This is a genomic window from Metapseudomonas otitidis (assembly GCF_011397855.1).
GTDB lineage: Bacteria > Pseudomonadota > Gammaproteobacteria > Pseudomonadales > Pseudomonadaceae > Metapseudomonas > Metapseudomonas otitidis.
Genome location: NZ_AP022642.1, coordinates 3,189,423 through 3,204,499 on the forward strand (window position 1 = coordinate 3,189,423; position 15,077 = coordinate 3,204,499).

Annotated in this window: 17 protein-coding genes; 15 read left to right on the plus strand and 2 right to left on the minus strand. The window is 69.5% G+C overall.

Annotation, left to right across the window (positions count from 1 at the left end; translation table 11 throughout):
• Positions 1–2 precede the first annotated feature (2 nt).
• The 7 genes from PotMrB4_RS14610 to mbnM are packed head-to-tail and all read left to right on the plus strand — an operon-like array spanning position 3 to position 6,996.
• On the plus strand, positions 3–2,057 hold the full coding sequence (locus tag PotMrB4_RS14610) for a TonB-dependent hemoglobin/transferrin/lactoferrin family receptor (protein ID WP_172433720.1): 2,055 nt from the start codon (positions 3–5) through the stop codon (positions 2,055–2,057).
• Positions 2,058–2,067: 10 nt separating this feature from the next.
• Positions 2,068–2,946: an MbnP family copper-binding protein gene (locus tag PotMrB4_RS14615; protein WP_172433721.1), complete on the plus strand. Its 879-nt coding sequence runs from the start codon at positions 2,068–2,070 to the stop codon at positions 2,944–2,946.
• Positions 2,943–4,145 (plus strand): methanobactin export MATE transporter MbnM, encoded by a 1,203-nt coding sequence (locus PotMrB4_RS14620; RefSeq protein ID WP_172433722.1) that lies wholly within the window; start codon positions 2,943–2,945, stop codon positions 4,143–4,145. Before PotMrB4_RS14615 ends, PotMrB4_RS14620 begins: the two co-directional genes overlap by 4 nt.
• Before the next feature lie 55 nt (positions 4,146–4,200).
• Positions 4,201–4,296, plus strand: a complete 96-nt coding sequence (gene mbnA / locus PotMrB4_RS14625) for a methanobactin (RefSeq protein WP_074971730.1) — start codon at positions 4,201–4,203, stop codon at positions 4,294–4,296.
• A gap of 54 nt (positions 4,297–4,350) precedes the next feature.
• Positions 4,351–5,163 (plus strand): methanobactin biosynthesis protein MbnB, encoded by an 813-nt coding sequence (gene mbnB / locus PotMrB4_RS14630; RefSeq protein WP_172433723.1) that lies wholly within the window; start codon positions 4,351–4,353, stop codon positions 5,161–5,163.
• Positions 5,156–5,725 (plus strand): methanobactin biosynthesis protein MbnC, encoded by a 570-nt coding sequence (mbnC, locus tag PotMrB4_RS14635; RefSeq protein ID WP_083422416.1) that lies wholly within the window; start codon positions 5,156–5,158, stop codon positions 5,723–5,725. The genes mbnB and mbnC overlap by 8 nt, the downstream gene beginning before the upstream one ends.
• Positions 5,704–6,996: a hypothetical protein gene (mbnM, locus tag PotMrB4_RS14640; protein ID WP_172433724.1), complete on the plus strand. Its 1,293-nt coding sequence runs from the start codon at positions 5,704–5,706 to the stop codon at positions 6,994–6,996. Before mbnC ends, mbnM begins: the two co-directional genes overlap by 22 nt.
• A 10-nt stretch (positions 6,997–7,006) precedes the next feature.
• Here the strand turns inward: mbnM and PotMrB4_RS14645 are convergent, their stop codons facing one another.
• A complete protein-coding gene (locus PotMrB4_RS14645) occupies positions 7,007–7,315 on the minus strand; it encodes a DUF2061 domain-containing protein (RefSeq protein ID WP_172433725.1) in 309 nt (102 codons plus the stop codon).
• A 117-nt stretch (positions 7,316–7,432) separates the two neighbouring features.
• Positions 7,433–7,582: a hypothetical protein gene (locus PotMrB4_RS14650; protein ID WP_160158562.1), complete on the minus strand. Its 150-nt coding sequence runs from the start codon at positions 7,580–7,582 to the stop codon at positions 7,433–7,435.
• A gap of 294 nt (positions 7,583–7,876) precedes the next feature.
• On the opposite strand from PotMrB4_RS14650, the gene PotMrB4_RS14655 reads away from it, so the two are divergent.
• The 8 genes from PotMrB4_RS14655 (at position 7,877) to PotMrB4_RS14690 (ending at position 15,075) form a co-directional block, all read left to right on the plus strand.
• Positions 7,877–8,134, plus strand: coding sequence for a hypothetical protein (locus tag PotMrB4_RS14655; RefSeq protein ID WP_044402655.1), 258 nt, complete (start codon positions 7,877–7,879; stop codon positions 8,132–8,134).
• A 182-nt stretch (positions 8,135–8,316) separates the two neighbouring features.
• Complete coding sequence (locus tag PotMrB4_RS14660; protein ID WP_172433726.1) at positions 8,317–9,201, plus strand: manganese catalase family protein; 885 nt, start codon at positions 8,317–8,319, stop codon at positions 9,199–9,201.
• A gap of 145 nt (positions 9,202–9,346) precedes the next feature.
• Positions 9,347–9,733 (plus strand): DUF2946 domain-containing protein, encoded by a 387-nt coding sequence (locus tag PotMrB4_RS14665; protein ID WP_142009030.1) that lies wholly within the window; start codon positions 9,347–9,349, stop codon positions 9,731–9,733.
• Between the two features lie 84 nt (positions 9,734–9,817).
• Complete coding sequence (locus PotMrB4_RS14670) at positions 9,818–11,230, plus strand: PepSY-associated TM helix domain-containing protein (protein WP_172433727.1); 1,413 nt, start codon at positions 9,818–9,820, stop codon at positions 11,228–11,230.
• A gap of 122 nt (positions 11,231–11,352) precedes the next feature.
• The gene (locus tag PotMrB4_RS14675) at positions 11,353–13,392 is read left to right on the plus strand and encodes a TonB-dependent receptor (protein WP_172433728.1); all 2,040 of its coding nucleotides are present in this window, start codon (positions 11,353–11,355) and stop codon (positions 13,390–13,392) included.
• A 49-nt stretch (positions 13,393–13,441) separates the two neighbouring features.
• Positions 13,442–13,837: a DUF2946 family protein gene (locus tag PotMrB4_RS14680; protein WP_074971739.1), complete on the plus strand. Its 396-nt coding sequence runs from the start codon at positions 13,442–13,444 to the stop codon at positions 13,835–13,837.
• An 85-nt stretch (positions 13,838–13,922) separates the two neighbouring features.
• Positions 13,923–14,474, plus strand: coding sequence for a putative natural product biosynthesis protein (locus tag PotMrB4_RS14685; RefSeq protein ID WP_069564242.1), 552 nt, complete (start codon positions 13,923–13,925; stop codon positions 14,472–14,474).
• A 304-nt stretch (positions 14,475–14,778) separates the two neighbouring features.
• Complete coding sequence (locus tag PotMrB4_RS14690; RefSeq protein WP_044402639.1) at positions 14,779–15,075, plus strand: c-type cytochrome; 297 nt, start codon at positions 14,779–14,781, stop codon at positions 15,073–15,075.
• Positions 15,076–15,077 lie beyond the last annotated feature (2 nt).

Sequence of the window (15,077 nt, forward strand, 5' to 3'; positions counted from 1 at the left end):
CCATGGCCGTGATGCCATCCCCTTCGTTCTGGCGCTCCGCCTTCCTCCCCTCGCCCGCCACGGCCTGGCCGCTGCTGCTCCTGCTCTGCGCCGCCGCCCAGGCCCAGGGAGACGGCAAGACCCTGGTGCTGGACAGCACCACCGTCACCGCCACCCGCAGCGCCAACAGCAGCTTCGACCTGCCGGCCTCGGTGTCCACGGTGGACCGCAAGGCCCTCGAGGATGCCCAGGCCGATAGCCTGTCCAGCGTGCTGCGCAGCCTGCCCAACGTGAACTTCGGCGGCGGCCCCCGCCCTGCGGCACAGATCCCCGCCATCCGTGGTCTGCAGGGGCCACGCATCATCCTCACGGTGGACGGTGCGCGGCGTAACAACGAGGGCGGCGTGAACAGCCCGCTGCTGCTCGACCCCGACTTCATCCGCCAGGTGGACGTGGTGCGCGGCCCCATGTCGGCGGCCTATGGCAGTGGCGGCCTGGGCGGCGTGATGGCCTTCGAAACCCTGGCAGCGGAGGACTACGTCGACCCCGAGCGCGGCTACGGCGGCCAGGCCAAGGTGGGTTACCGCAGCGGCAACGAGGCCTTCTCCACCCACCTCACCGCCGCAGCACTGAACGACCAGGCCGACGTGCTGGCCAGTGCCACCTACCGCAACTACGGCGCCATTCACACCGGCAAGGGCGGCGCGGATTCGGAGTACCCCAACGACGGCGACCTGGGCGCCAGCCTGCTCAAGGCCGGCCTCAACCTGGGCGAACTGAACCGGGTGGAGCTGAGCCGCCAGACCTTCGACGACGACTTCACCGGCCCCACCAACCCCGGCGGCAACCTGGTGTTCCCCTTCGACCAGGACACCCGCCGCCGGCAGGAGCAGTACACCGGCAACTGGTCGTTCCACGACACCGACCGCAGCTGGCTGGACGGCAAGCTGAGCCTCTACCGCACCCGCTTCAGCCTCGCCGGCCACAGCCGCTCGACACCGCCCCAGGCCGACACCTCGGCCATGACCCGTACCGACGGCGGCAGCCTGCAGAACACCAGCACCTTCGAGGTGGGCGAGCACTACCGGCAGCGCCTCACCTACGGCGTGGACTACTACAAGGACACCGCCGAGAACACCTCCAACGGCCAGGGCAACTCGGTGCTGCCCGACGGCGAGCTGCGCGCCCTTGGCGGCTTCATCCAGAGCGAGCAGACCTTCGACCGCTGGACCCTGATCGCCGCGTTGCGCCACGACGACTACAGGCTGTCCTCCCCCGGCCAGGGCGACGCCCGCCACAGCCGCCTCTCGCCGAAGATCGCCCTGAAGTATCAGCCCATCGACCCCCTGGGGCTGTTCGTCAGCTACGGCGAAGCCTTCCGCGCGCCGACCATGACCGAGATGTACGGCAACCTGGACACCCGCCGGGCGCTGTTCAACTTCCGCCCCAACCCGGGCCTGGAACCGGAGACCAGCAAGACCTGGGAAGCCGGCTTCACCCTGGACTTCAGCGACCTGCTGGCCGCCGGCGACCAGTTCCGCCTCAAGGCCACCGGCTTCGACGAGGACGTCTACGACCTGATCGACTCCCAGGTGGTCGGCACCTACGTGCGCCAGGCGCCCTTCGCCGGCGTCGGCCAGGTGTTCCAGCGGCGCAACGTGGCCCGGGCCGAGCGCCAGGGTGGCGAGATCGAGGCGGCCTACGAGCTGGACCGCCTGAGCGTCGGCCTGGGGTACTCCCAGCTGCGCTCGCGCAACGCCCAGACCGGCGCCGACCTCTACGCACCGCCGGACAAGCTGGCCCTGACCCTGGGCTACCGCCTCGACGAGCAATGGTCGATCAACTACCGCGGGCAGTTCGTCAAGGCCCAGGACTACGACGACACCCTGCTGCGCCGCCGCGACGGCTACGCCCTGCACGACATCGGCCTGACCTGGGAGCGCGACCCGTACCGCGTCGACCTGGGGGTGACCAACCTGTTCGACCAGGCCTACGCCACCTACCAGCAGACCCAGGCCAACACCTTCAGCTACGAGGAAGGCCGCAGCGTCAACCTCACCCTCAGCTCGCGCTTCTGAGAGGCCGTCCATGCACGCTCATCGCTTTCCCCTTCTGCTCGGCACGGCCCTGCTCTCGGCATGCGCCGCCCAAGCCCCCAGCGGCCCGCAGCCGGTGGTGATCGACTTCGCCCTGCTGGCCAACGGACACCCCGCCCGCTGCGGTGCGCCCCTGGGCCCGCTGGGCGCTGATGCCCGCTCCTCGACCCTGCGCGATGCACGGTTCTACGTGCAGGACGTGGCGCTGGTCCGCGCCGACGGCCAGGCCGTGCCCCTGGTGCTCGACCACGACGACTGGCAGGACGGCCAGGTCGCCCTGCTGGACTTCGAGGACGCCACCGGCACCTGCCAGGGCGGCACCCCGGCCACCCGCACCCAGGTGCGCGGCCAGGCACCGGCCGGTGACTACGTCGGCCTGCGCTTCAGCCTCGGCGTGCCCGAGGCCCTCAACCACACCAGCACCGAACTCCAGGGCCCACCCCTGGACATCGCCGCCATGGGCTGGAGCTGGCAGGCCGGGCGCAAGTTCGCCAAGGTCGAGGTCAACCCCGAAGGCGGCGTAGCCAAGGCCGATGGCGCCCGCGCGCCCAGCTGGTACCTGCACCTGGGCTCCACCGGCTGCAGCGGCAACCCGCTCACCGGCGAAACGGTGGCCTGCCTGCGGGCCAACCGGGTGCCCGTCTCCCTGCGCGGTTTCGACCCCCGGCGCGATGCCGTGGCGCTGGACCTGTCCAGCCTGCTGGCCGGCAGCCAGCTCGGCCGTGACCAGGGCGGCGCGGTGGGCTGCATGAGCGGCCCGGACGACCCCGAATGCCCGGCAGTGTTCGCCCGCCTCGGCCTGGACCTGGCCAGCGGCCAGCCGCTGCCGGATGGCCAGGTTCCGGCCTTGCGCGTCGTGCCCCGGCCATGACGCGGCGCATCGGCCGACTCGCCGCACTGCTGGCCGGCCTCGGGCTGGTCGGCAGCGCCCTGGCGCAGGACTGGGCCTGGCCACTGCCCAGCCACGTACCCGCGCCCCGCGTACCGGCGGACAACCCCATGAGCGCCGCCAAGGTGGAGCTGGGCCGCCGGCTGTTCTACGACCCGCGCCTGTCCGGCAACGGCACCCTCGCCTGCGCCGGCTGCCACCTGCAGGCCAAGGCCTTCAGCGACCGCGCGCCGCGCTCCACCGGCAGCGCCGGCGCCCTCACCCACCGCAACGCACCGGGCCTGGCCAACGTGGCCTGGAACGCCACCTACAACTGGGCCAACCCGGCCGTGGTGTCCCTGGAGCGGCAGATGGAAGGCCCGCTGTTCGGCGACGACCCGGTGGAGATGGGGGTGAACGACGGCAACCGCGCCACCATCCTCCAGCGCCTGCGGGACGAGCCGCTGTACCCGCCGCTGTTCGCCCAGGCGTTCCCCGATAGCCCCGAGCCCATCACCATGGCCTCGGTGATCCGCGCCATCGCCGCCTTCGAGCGCACCCTGCTGGCGGTGGACAGCCGCTACGACCGCTACCTGCAAGGGCGCCTGCAACTGACGGCCGCGGAAAAGCGCGGCATGGAGCTGTTCTTCGGCGAACGCGCCGAATGCCACCACTGCCACGGCAGCTTCAACTTCAACGACCAGGTGGTGCATGCCCGCACCCGCGAGGTGGAAACGCCCTTCCACAACACCGGGCTCTACAACCTGGACGACCAGGGCACCTACCCCTTCCCCAACCGGGGCGTGTTCGAGCTGACCGCCCAGGCCCAGGACATGGGCGCCTTCCGCGCCCCCAGCCTGCGCAACGTGGCACTGACCGCGCCCTACTTCCACGACGGCAGCGCCGCCACCCTGCGCGAGGTGCTGCGCATCTACTCGGCCGGCGGCCGCGACATTCCCGAGGGCCCGGCGAAGGGCGATGGCCGGCGCAACCCGCACAAGAGCGGGCTGATCGCCCGCATCGACCTCAGCGAGGCCGAGCTGGACGACCTCGAAGCCTTCCTCGGCAGCCTCACCGACCTGAGCCTGCCCCATGACCCCCGCTACGCCGACCCCTGGCCGGCGGGCTACCGGTTCCAACCCACCCACACCCAGGAGGCTGCGCACCGAGAAACCGCCCACCGTTCCACCTCACAACCCTGACGGCGTTGCCGTCGAACGACGTTCCTTTCATTGCTGATCCACAAGGAGAAACCCCATGAACATCAAGATCGCCAGCAAGAAAACCCTCACCGTCGCCGGTCGTGCCGGTGCCTGCTGTGGTGCCTGCTGCGCCCCGCTCGGGGTGAACTGAGCCCCACCCACGCCGGCGCCTGGCGCCGGCGTGGGTTCCCGACAAGGAGGAACCATGCGCCTGGGATTCAACTTCACCCTCGGGGAAACCACGCCCCTGGTCCGTCGCCTGCTGGCCGAAGGGCGGATCGACTACGTGGAACTGCTGATCGACAACTTCCTCACCCTCGACGCGGACACCCTGGCCGGGGCCTTCGACGCGCCGATGGGGTTCCACATCATGTTCTCGCGCTTCATCGAGGCCGACGCCGCCAGCCTGGACGACATGGCCCAGCGCCTGCGCACGCTGATCGACCGGGTCAAGCCGCTGTACGTCTCCGATCATGTCGCCCGCTTCAGCCACGAGGGGCGCCAGCTCTACCACCTGGCCGAGATCGACTACCAGGCCGACTACGCCCGCGTGCGCGACGCCGTGGACGCCTGGCAGCAGCGCCTGGGCTGCCAGCTGCTGCTGGAGAACTACCCGTCCATCCTCGAAGGCGGCCACGACGCGCCGGCCTTCTTCGAGCGGCTGTGCCGGGAGACCGGTGCGGGGGTGCTGTTCGACATCTCCAACGCGGTGTGCGCCCACCTCAACTGCGGCGTGCCCCTGGAGGCCTGGCTGCCGGTGATCGACGCCTCCCGGCACTTCCACGTCGCCGGCTACAACCTGTCGATCCTCCAGCCGCACCTGGTGCTGGACACCCACGACCGCCCGCTGTCGGACGAAACCCTGGCCTTCATCGAAACCTGGCGCGAGCGCTTCGACAGCCCCGGCGCCACCCTCACCTACGAGCGTGACGACGCCTTCGTGCAGCGCGAGATCGACAGCGACCTGGCCACCCTGCGCACGCTGTTCGCCCGACCGGAGGTGCGCCGCCATGGCTGACCAGCCGCGCACCGACAGCCAGTTGCTGGCGGCCCTCTACCAACCGGCCCGCCAGGGCGACTACCCCCGCGACTCCCGCGCCTTCGTGCGCATCGACACCAGCCTGCGGGTCTACTGGCACAGCCTGTTCGACATCTGCCCCGGCCTGCTGGCGCTCTCCGGCCCCGATGGCCTGGCGATCTTCCGCCCGTTCATGGCCTGGGCGGTGGAACAGGGCTGCTCGTTCAACTGGGCCTGGTACCTGTGGGTGGACGTGTGGCTGCAGCAGTCGGCGTTCCGCGATGCCGTGGACGATGAGTTGCGCTACAGCCTGATGGCCGCCTCCGCCGCCCGCTGGGCCACCGGCGACCGCTCCCGCCAGCGCGGCATCGTGCTCGGCAGCGCCGCCCTGCCCGACCTGGTATGCGGCTGGAAGGCCAGCAGCCTGGAGGCCGGCCGCCAGGTCGAGCGCTTCGAGCTGGAGGAGCCCCTGCCCGCACCCGCTGCCGCCTTCGGCTACTTCACCAGCGCCACCGGCGACCTCTCCGACGGGTTCCCCGGATGGACCGACCTGCCCCGTTGATCACCCGGTTCTGGCACGGCTACCTGGCCCTGCTGCTGGCCTTTGCCGCCGGCCAGCTGGGGCCGCAGATCGACCTGGCGGTGCTGGCCCGGGCCGGCGACGGCCAGGCCGGCCTGTATGCACTGCTCACCCGCCTGGCACTGCTGGAACTGGTGGTCACCATGGCCCTGGGCACCGCGCTGTCGGTGATGGCCAGCCAGGCCCAGCGCGCGGGCCGGCACGGGGAAGGACTGCGTCCGGCCCTGGTGCTGGCAGGAGCGCTGGGGGTGCCCCTGGGCCTGCTCGGCGCCCTGGCCGGCCTGGGGTTGCTGCCGATGCTGCTGCACAGCGAGGCAGCGCGGTTGCCCGAGGTGATGGCGGCACTGCCCTGGTTCTTCCTCGCCACGCCCCTGCGCCTGCTCAACGGCTGCGCCGGCCTGTTGCTCCACGCCCGTGGCGAGGGCCGCCAGGCGCTGCGCATCAAGGGCGTCGAGCTGCTGGCACGGCTGGTGCTGGACCTGGCGCTGGTCCTGGGGTTGGGTGCGGGCCTCTCGGGCTGCTTCATCGCCGGCCTGGTGCTGAACCTCGGCACCTGCGCCTGGCTGTTGCGCCACCTGGCCCGCGCCTCCCCGGGCCAACCGTGGCGCCCTCGGTGGGCCTGGTGCCGGCAGGCGCTGCTGCACAGCGGCTGGGAAAGCCAGCGGGTGCTGGCGATCCAGGCCTTCGGCCTGGCGGCGGTGACGCTGGTGGCCATGGACCGCCCCTGGCCGGAGTCCGCCGGGCGCCTGGATGGATTCTCCGCCGTGCTCACCCTGGGGATGTTGGCGCTGTCGCCGCTCAACGCCCTGCTGCGCTTTCTCGCCCTGCGCCTGGCTGCGGGTGACCCGGTGGCGATCCGCGATGAAGTGCGGCGGCGAGCGCTGCCCGTCGCTGCCGTGGCATCGGTGGGCCTGCTGCTGGCAACTCAGGCCCTCGGCCAGCTCTACGGGCAATCGGGCCCCTGGTGGACGGCCGGCCTGCTGCTGCTCGCGCTGTCCCTGCCGCTGCGGGTGCTGGGCAACCTTCTGCGCGCCCAGTACCAGGCGGCCGGGCGTTTCGCCGAGATCGGCCGGCTGGAGGCCGCTGCCCTGTGGCTGGTCGGCCTGCCGGTGCTGCTGGCCGGCCTGGCGCTGGACTGCCCACCCCTGGCCTATGCCTACCTGCTGCTGCCCGAACTGTGCGTGATCACGGGTCTGCACAGCAGGAAGGCCTGGGCCAGCCTGGCAGGGCCTGGCGAACGCCCCGAGGGCTGAGCCCCTCGGCTCAAGGCTCGCGGCGCTCCATGGCCTGGGGTGACTTGATGACGCCAGCCAGGTTGCCGTGGCCGTAGCCCTGTTCCCGGTCGTAGCGGGCGCCCCGCCAGCGCCAGAAGCGCTCGTGGAAGTAGAACGCCACGGTGTTGCAGGCGGGTTCGATCAGGGCGATCAGCCCGCCCTGCAGCGCGCTCCCGGTCAAGGCGTAGGCCACGCAGAAGGCGATGCTGAAGTGCAGCACGGCGAAGCTGAGGGTCTTCACCAGGGGCTGCTCCGCCCCGCTGGAATGGCCGCAGCAGCCCGGCAGTCCGCGCTTCATCGCTTGGCCTCCAGGCCGGGTGCCATGACGTGGCCGGGGACGATGTGGGGCGTTAGCGTGTGGCGCTCGGTCATCTCGGTGCTCCTGTGCAGTGCCCCGCCGCAGCGGGGCATCGGCTCATTGCGGGGTGGTGGAGGCGTCGTCGCCCTGGATGTCGGGATCGTCCGGCAGGGCCTCGGGTTCCGGGTCCTGCTGGATGGGCCAGGTGGCGGTCTCGTCCTCCGGCCGGGGGGTGTCGTTGCTGGGGGTTTCCGTTGGGTTGTGCATGGCCTGTTCTCCGGGATCTGTTCTGGTTTCGTGTGAACACGGCAGAACAAGTTCAGGTGAAAGGCCGAATGGTGCAACGCGTTATACACAGCCAATTAAACGAGAACTTCCGTACAACAAAAACGAAGCCAGACGGCGATAACCAAGCCCAACTAACCAGACTTTCAACAGGCAACTTGCTCAGTCTTCGAATTTGCTGTTTCGCGCAACTTTCCTATGCATCAGCTGGCCAGCATTGAAATACCGCTGCGTCTTGCTAAGTTCCGCTTCGGATCATTGACAGAAGGAGTTGCCATGAACTGGCTGGTCACCTACCTGATGCACGGCGAGCGCCGTACGCTGCTGATGAAGTCCCGCTCCACGCCCACCCTGAAGGCGCTGGCATTTGCCATCCAGGATCTCGAATTTCCTGGAACGCCCCGTCCTTCAAGGTCCAGCGCGGCCATGGCGGCCTGGCTGGAGGAGGTCGGCATCACCGTGCTGAATATCGCGCCGCAGAAGAAACCCCTACTTCCCATGCGCCCGCAGTCGTTCCACCTGAACCGCGCCTGATGCAACGTGTAGGCGTCGCCGCCCTTGAAAAAAGAGGGCGGCGTTCCGTCCGCGAATGCAACTTTCCAAGTCGACCGTTCGAAACTTTCGTTGAACATCCCCGGCAACATCCGGTTCTTCCCTAGTGAGTGGCCCATGGCCCGTCGCGCTATCACGTCACGATCAACTCGAGGAGAACTTTCATGTTCGTTCACAACAAGCGGTTGCAATACACCGTTCGGGTTTCGGCCCCCAATCCCGGGCTGGCGAGTCTGCTGCTGGAACAGTTCGGCGGTCCCCAGGGCGAACTCGCCGCCGCCATGCGCTACTTCACCCAGGCCCTGAACGAGGACGACGCCGGCCGCAAGGACCTGCTGCTGGACATCGCCACCGAGGAACTGAGCCACCTGGAGGTGATCGGTTCCATCGTCGGGATGCTCAACAAGGGCGCCAAGGGCGACCTGGCCGAAGGCATCGAGGCAGAAGCCGACCTGTACCGCTCCCTGACCGGCGCCGGCAACGACTCCCACGTCACCAGCCTGCTGTACGGCGGCGGGCCGGCGCTGACCAACTCGGCCGGGGTGCCCTGGTCGGCGGCCTACATCGACTCCATCGGCGAGCCGACGGCCGACTTCCGCTCCAACATCGCGGCCGAGGCGCGGGCCAAGATCATCTACGAGCGGCTGATCAACGTCACCGACGATCCCGGCATCAAGGAAGCCCTTGGCTTTCTCATGACCCGCGAGCTGGCCCACCAGAAGTCCTTCGAGAAGGCGCTGCATTCGATCCAGCCGAACTTCCCCCAGGGCAAGCTGCCGGGCATGCCGGCCTTCACCAGCGTGTACTTCAACCTGTCCCAGGGCGAAGGCGACTGCCGGGGGCCGTGGAACCGCGGAGACGAATGGACCTTCGTCGAGGCGCCGGAGCCGGCCGTGGACGGTGGCGATGGCCTGCCGAGCGTGAACCTGCCCGACAGCCAGCGGGCCACGCTGGAGCAGATGCGCGAGCGCACCGCCTCGGACCCGAGCCGTGACTCCATCACCGGCGCGGACCTGGGCTCGGGCGTGGTCATTCGCCCGGCCAACTAGTGTGGAAGCTTCCCCGTGCACGGCTTGGCGGCCTGTGTACGGGGCTTTTTGACCGATTCGCTTTCATGCAGGGCTCGCTGTTTCACAACGGCGACACTCTGCTAGCATTGCCCCCAGCCCGACCCAACCAGCCCGAAGCCCGCTGATGAACATGGCCCGCCGACACCGCTCGCTGATCGCCTGGATGCTGTATTTCAGCATCCTGTTCGGCGCGCTCGCCTGCGCGGTGGGTCACGGGCAGATGGCCGGCCTCGCCCTGAGCGGCCTCGACGGTCAGTTCTGCTCCCTGGACGATGCCAGCGGCAGCAGCAAGAGCCTCGGCGACATGGGCGTGGTCGGCGGCAACCTGGCCTCCGGCTCGGGTTGTGCACTGAGCTCCAGCTTCGGTGCCCTCCTCCTCGCGGCGTTCTTCGGCCTGCTCGCCCTGCTGGCGCCCAGCCGCCACTGGCCGGTGCCCGAGCCGGTCCACCGCCATCCTCCTCGGCGAGCCTGGGTGCTCGCCAACCCCCGCGCCTCCCCGCTGTTCGCCTGACCCATCGGCCTCACTGGCCGTTGCCTGACCCTGCGAACCGTTTGTGCCGGCCTGTCCGGCAAGTCGTGGCCTGGAGGCCCGAAGATGACCACCCGTACCCCTGCGCCGGCCCAGTCGGCGACCGCTGCCCGCCCGGCGTTCTACACCCTGGCCTGGCGCTGGCATTTCTATGCCGGCCTGTTCGTCATCCCGTTCATGATCCTGCTGTCCGTCACCGGGCTGATCTACCTGTTCAAGCCGCAACTGGACCAGGCGATGTACGCCGACCTGCTGCGCGTACCGGCAGCCGGCCAGCCGCTCAGCGCCGATACCCTGCTGCAGCGGGCGCAGGCCGCCCATCCAGAGGCAGTGGTCAGCAAGTACCTGCCGCCGGTGGCCGAAGGCTGGAGCGGGCAGTTCGTGATCACCGAGCAGGGCCGCGAGCTGAACCTCTTCATCGACCCGTACAGCGGCCGGGTGCTGGGCACCCAGGATGCGCTGTGGAACCTCCAGGCCGCCGCGCGCAAGCTGCACGGCGACCTGCTGATCGGCCCGCTGGGTGATCGCCTGATCGAGCTGGCCGCTGGCTGGGGCATCGTGCTGGTGCTCTCCGGGCTCTACCTCTGGTGGCCACGGGGCAGCGGCGGTGCCGGCGTGCTGTGGCCGCGCCTGTCGGCACGCGGGCGCCTGCTGTGGCGGGACCTGCACGGCGTGACCGGGTTCTGGGGCTCGCTGTTGCTGCTGTTCATGCTGATGACCGGGATGACCTGGACCGGCTTCTGGGGTGCCCAGTTCGCCGGCGCCTGGAACCACTTCCCGGCGGCCATGTGGGACGACGTGCCGAAGTCCGGCCAGGCGGCAGCCAGCCTCAACGAGGCCCATCGCCAGACCGTGCCCTGGGCGGTGGAGACCACGCCCCTGCCCGCCTCCGACCCGCATGCCGCGCACCACGCCCACGGTGGCGAGCAGGCGCCGGCCAGTGCGTCGCGCATCCCCCTGCAGCAGGTGGTGGACACCGCCCACCAACGCCAGGTGACGCCGGGCTACAGCATCAGCTTCCCCAAGGGCGCCGAGGGCGTGTTCAGCGTCTCGGTGTTCGCCGACGACCCGCGCAACGACGCCACCCTGCACCTGGACCAGTACAGCGGCAAGGTGCTGGCGGACGTGCGCTGGGCCGACTACGGGCCGGTGGCGCGCACCGTCGAGACCGGGGTGATGCTCCACGAAGGCAAGCTGTTCGGCCTGCCCAACCAGCTGCTGATGGCGGCCGTGTGCCTGCTGATCCTGTTCAGCTCGGTCAGCGGCCTGGTGCTCTGGTGGAAGCGTCGCCCGGCCGGCCGCCTCGGTGTGCCGCCGCTGCGCCATGACCTGCCGCGCTGGAAGACGGCCATCGGCGTGATGCTGGTGCTGGCCGTGGCCTTCCCGCTGGTGGGGGCCTCGCTGGTGGCCGTGTGGCTGCTGGACCGGGTGGTCCGCCTGCTGCGCCCGCTGGACCGTACCGACGCCGCTGCCGGCTGAACCATCCCAATTCCAACCGGAGCCCTGCCGCCCGCCCGATGAGGCGGCCCAGGGCTGGGATGCCCGCGCTCCGGCATTGAAGACCGGCGCCCTGTGCGCCCTTTGCAAGGCTGATCGAACCCATGTCGTCAACGTTCCGCCCATGCACCCTTCGGGGTTTCGTTTCATGTTCCGGCCTGTCCCTGGCCGCGCTCTGCCTGTCGGCCCACGCCGACAGCACCCTGACCCTCGGCACCGTGGAGGTGTCCGGCCAGGAGAGCGGCCCGCTGTCCAGCCGCGACATCCTCAGTTCGGTGGATGTGATCGGCAGTGATGTGCTGCAGCAGCAACCCGTGCAGTACAGCTGGGAGCTGTTCAACCGCGCCCCGGGGGTGATGCTCACCCAGTTCAACCAGGGCACCACCTCCGGCAAGCTGTCGTTCCGGGGCTTCAACGGCGAAGGCGAAGTCAACGCCGTGAAGCTGCTGATCGACGGCATCCCCAGCAACACCAACGACGGCAACATGCCGTTCATCGACATGGTCTACCCCCTCGACATCGAGGACATCGAGGTGGTGCGGGGCACCAACGACCCGCGCTACGGCCTGCACAACATCGCCGGCAACGCCGGCATCCACACCCGCATCGGCGGCAACGACGGCCACCTGCGCCTGCGCACCGGCAGCTTCGACACCCAGGAGCTGCAGGCGGTCAAGGGCATCGAGTCGGGCAACTGGTCGCAGAACTACTTCGTCGCCTACCAGAAGAGCGGCGGCTACCGCGACCATGCCGACACCGAGCGCCAGAGCTTTGCCGGCAAGTGGTTCTACACCGCCGACGCCGGCTGGCGCGCCGGCCTGATCGCCCGCCACTACAGCGCCGACGCCCTGGAAGCGGGCTACCTGAGCCACGCGGATGCCCATGACGACCCGCGCCAGTCCTACGCCAGCAATGCCACGGACCAGGGCAACCGCGAGATGAACCAGCTCAGCCTGCACCTGGACGCCGACCTGGCCGATGACCTGGCCTGGTCCGCCAAGAGCTATGTCAACGCCTTCAAGGACCAGCGCTGGACCCGCTACTGGCGCACCGTGAGCCAGCAGGAACGGGTGGCCGACGAAACCCAGTACGGCGCCCTCAGCAGCCTCACCTGGCGCCCCGTGGTCAACGGCCTGCACGACTTCGCCCTGGAGGGCGGCGCCGAGGTGCAACGGCAGGAGAACGAGAGCCTGCGCTACCGCACCAGCCAGCGCACCCGCCTGGCCCAGACCCGCGACCAGCGCTTCGACCTGAACATCTATGGCGCCTACGTGCAGACGGTGATCGAGCCGGTGGAATCCTTGCGTCTGGTCCCGGCCTACCGCGTCGACCGCCTCTACGGCGACTACAAGAACGGCCTGACCGGCGAGCGTGCCGAGGTGAACGACTACGGCAGCATCCGCCAGCCCAAGTTCAGCATCGTCTACAGCCCCTGGCGCGAGGCCAGCCTGTACGCCAACTGGGGCCGCACCTTCCAGGTCGGCGTCGGCTCCGGCGCCTACCGTCTGGCCAGCCAGAGCGACGACCTCAAGCCGTCCATCAACGAAGGCTGGGAAACCGGCCTGAAGTTCAGCCCGGTGCAGTGGCTCGACGGCCGCATCGCCTACTGGGAGCAGCACGCCACCGACGAGGTGCAGCGCAAGCTCAACGACGCAGTCGGCGATTCGGAGAACGTCGGCGAGACCCTGCGCCGGGGCTATGACCTGCAGCTGAACCTGACCCCGGACGAGCGCACCCGCGTGTGGCTGTCCTACTCGCGGCAGTTCTCCGAGATCCTCGAACCCAACCCGAACCTTCCCGCCAGCAAGGGCCGGGAAATGGACCACGTGCCCCATCACCTCTACGCCCTGGGCGCCGAGTACCAGGCCACCGAGCGCCTGCAGCTGAGCGCCTGGCTCAACGGCCAGAGCGATTACTACCTGGAGCGCACCAACAGCACCGGTGAGTACGGCGGCTTCGTGCTGCTCAACCTGGGCGCCACCTACCGCCTGACGGAGTCCGTGAGCGTGGACATGCAGCTGAAGAACGTCGCCAACCGCTACTACGAGTACGTCTGGTACGACTCCACCGCCGGTGTGCAGCAGGACCTGCACGCCCCCGGCGACGGCCGCGCGCTCTATGCCGGCCTGACCCTGGACTTCTGAGGCGGATGCCCATGCGCCCGGTCCCTTCGTCCTGCCCAGGTGAGCGTCGATGAACGCGCGCCTGCGCCGGCTGGGCGCGCACCTCGGGCTGCTGGCCCTGGCGCTCATTGTGCTGGGGCCGCTGGTGGCCCGCCTGCAGGCCCCCGTGCAGGACTGGAGCTGGCTGCAGGCGCTGGCCTGCCACGCCGGCGGCGTCCAGGCCAGCCCGGGGCCGGCGCCCCTTCCGTTGCAACCCAAGGCGCCCGAAGCCCCCGCGCTGACGGTGCTGGACGCCTGCGGCTACTGCTCGCTGCTGCTCAACTCCCCGGCGGCCACCGGCCCGCTCTGGCAGCCGCTGCCCTGCGCCCACCCCGGTACACCGGTGTGCTCGGGCCAGCCCCTGGCGGCGCTTGCCGCCCTGCACTTCCCCTCCTCCCGCTCCCGGGCGCCGCCGGCCATCGCCTGATCGTCCGTCACCGGCCGGCCTGCAACACCGGCCGAACCCAGGGTTAGACGGGCCAAGAGGCCCGCGATGACAAGGAGCGTGAGCGATGCGTTCACCCAAACTCAGGTCCACCCTCTCCACCCGCCGCGCGGGTGGCGAGCAACCCTTTCCCGACTACCCCAGCAATGCGCGGTCGTTCATTGCGCTGGACACGCGGTTGCTGCCGTACTGGCACATGCTGTTCGACCTCTGCCCGGTGCTGCTCAAGCTCGATCCGCCGGAGGGCGTGGGGCTGTTCCGCGCCTTCATGGTCTGGGCCTACCGCCACCAGCCGGCGCAGGACTGGACCTTCCACATCAGCTTCTGCCGCTGGCTGCTGCAATCCGGGTACGCCCCCCAGGTGAAGGCCGCCCATGTGGAGAGCCTGCTCTCCGCGGCAGCGGCACGCTGGATCAACAGCGACCCCAGCGAGGCCCAGGGCATCCTCCTGGCGTGCAGCGCCTTCCCCATGACCACCGTGGAATGGAAGGAAGGCAACGCCGTCGGCAGCGACGCCGATATCCAGGTGCTGCCGCCGGCACGCTTCGACTTCGCCTGGTCGCCCCTGGGCCGTGGCGGCATCGGCAGCTTCCGCCGCTGGCTGAGGATCCACGATTGAACCTGCGACAGCCTGCCGCAGGCACCTGCCGGGCGTGTAACGGCGCCTGCCAGGTACCCGGCTGCGGCAGGCCGTCGCAGTTGAGGGGGTTTTCACGCCCCCACTAGGATGGCGGGGCCCCGAACCTGGAGTTGTCCTTGGCAGGGCTTCCACGGTTGGGTTCGGGGCCCCCCTCGAATCGACACCGTCGATGACGACCCTCCCGCACGGGAGGGTCTTTTTTTCAGGCTGTCGGGCCCGGCAAGATAGCGCCCGGCAGACGCCACCGTGATCCGATAACAACACCCACGATGAGGAATCCCCGATGAAAGCCATCCTGCTCGCTTTCGGCCTGCTGTCCCTGGGCGCTATCCAGACCGCCCAAGCCGCCCAGGACCCGGAAGCCGTGTTCAACCGCGCCTGCGGCATGTGCCACAACGGCCAGTTGCCCCAGGCGCCGAAGAAAGGCGACCACGCCGCCTGGGCCCCGCGCCTGGCCCAGGGCAACGACACCCTGGTCAAGCACGTCACCGAAGGCTTCAACGCCATGCCGCCGCGCGGCCTGTGCATGGACTGCTCGGCCGAGGACTACAAGGCCGTGATCGAGTGGATGAGCAAGTAACC

What these genes read in the sequence shown, in the direction of transcription:
- PotMrB4_RS14650 (WP_160158562.1), bottom strand. Translation starts at nt 7,582, where the DNA reads ATGCACAACCCAACGGAAACCCCCAGCAACGACACCCCCCGGCCGGAG.
- PotMrB4_RS14670 (WP_172433727.1), top strand. Translation starts at nt 9,818, where the DNA reads ATGACCACCCGTACCCCTGCGCCGGCCCAGTCGGCGACCGCTGCCCGC.
- PotMrB4_RS14685 (WP_069564242.1), top strand. Translation starts at nt 13,923, where the DNA reads ATGCGTTCACCCAAACTCAGGTCCACCCTCTCCACCCGCCGCGCGGGT.
- mbnM (WP_172433724.1), top strand. Translation starts at nt 5,704, where the DNA reads ATGGACCGACCTGCCCCGTTGATCACCCGGTTCTGGCACGGCTACCTG.
- PotMrB4_RS14620 (WP_172433722.1), top strand. Translation starts at nt 2,943, where the DNA reads ATGACGCGGCGCATCGGCCGACTCGCCGCACTGCTGGCCGGCCTCGGG.
- PotMrB4_RS14610 (WP_172433720.1), top strand. Translation starts at nt 3, where the DNA reads ATGGCCGTGATGCCATCCCCTTCGTTCTGGCGCTCCGCCTTCCTCCCC.
- PotMrB4_RS14660 (WP_172433726.1), top strand. Translation starts at nt 8,317, where the DNA reads ATGTTCGTTCACAACAAGCGGTTGCAATACACCGTTCGGGTTTCGGCC.
- PotMrB4_RS14675 (WP_172433728.1), top strand. Translation starts at nt 11,353, where the DNA reads ATGTCGTCAACGTTCCGCCCATGCACCCTTCGGGGTTTCGTTTCATGT.
- PotMrB4_RS14645 (WP_172433725.1), bottom strand. Translation starts at nt 7,315, where the DNA reads ATGAAGCGCGGACTGCCGGGCTGCTGCGGCCATTCCAGCGGGGCGGAG.
- mbnB (WP_172433723.1), top strand. Translation starts at nt 4,351, where the DNA reads ATGCGCCTGGGATTCAACTTCACCCTCGGGGAAACCACGCCCCTGGTC.
- mbnC (WP_083422416.1), top strand. Translation starts at nt 5,156, where the DNA reads ATGGCTGACCAGCCGCGCACCGACAGCCAGTTGCTGGCGGCCCTCTAC.
- PotMrB4_RS14615 (WP_172433721.1), top strand. Translation starts at nt 2,068, where the DNA reads ATGCACGCTCATCGCTTTCCCCTTCTGCTCGGCACGGCCCTGCTCTCG.
- PotMrB4_RS14690 (WP_044402639.1), top strand. Translation starts at nt 14,779, where the DNA reads ATGAAAGCCATCCTGCTCGCTTTCGGCCTGCTGTCCCTGGGCGCTATC.
- PotMrB4_RS14655 (WP_044402655.1), top strand. Translation starts at nt 7,877, where the DNA reads ATGAACTGGCTGGTCACCTACCTGATGCACGGCGAGCGCCGTACGCTG.
- mbnA (WP_074971730.1), top strand. Translation starts at nt 4,201, where the DNA reads ATGAACATCAAGATCGCCAGCAAGAAAACCCTCACCGTCGCCGGTCGT.
- PotMrB4_RS14680 (WP_074971739.1), top strand. Translation starts at nt 13,442, where the DNA reads ATGAACGCGCGCCTGCGCCGGCTGGGCGCGCACCTCGGGCTGCTGGCC.
- PotMrB4_RS14665 (WP_142009030.1), top strand. Translation starts at nt 9,347, where the DNA reads ATGAACATGGCCCGCCGACACCGCTCGCTGATCGCCTGGATGCTGTAT.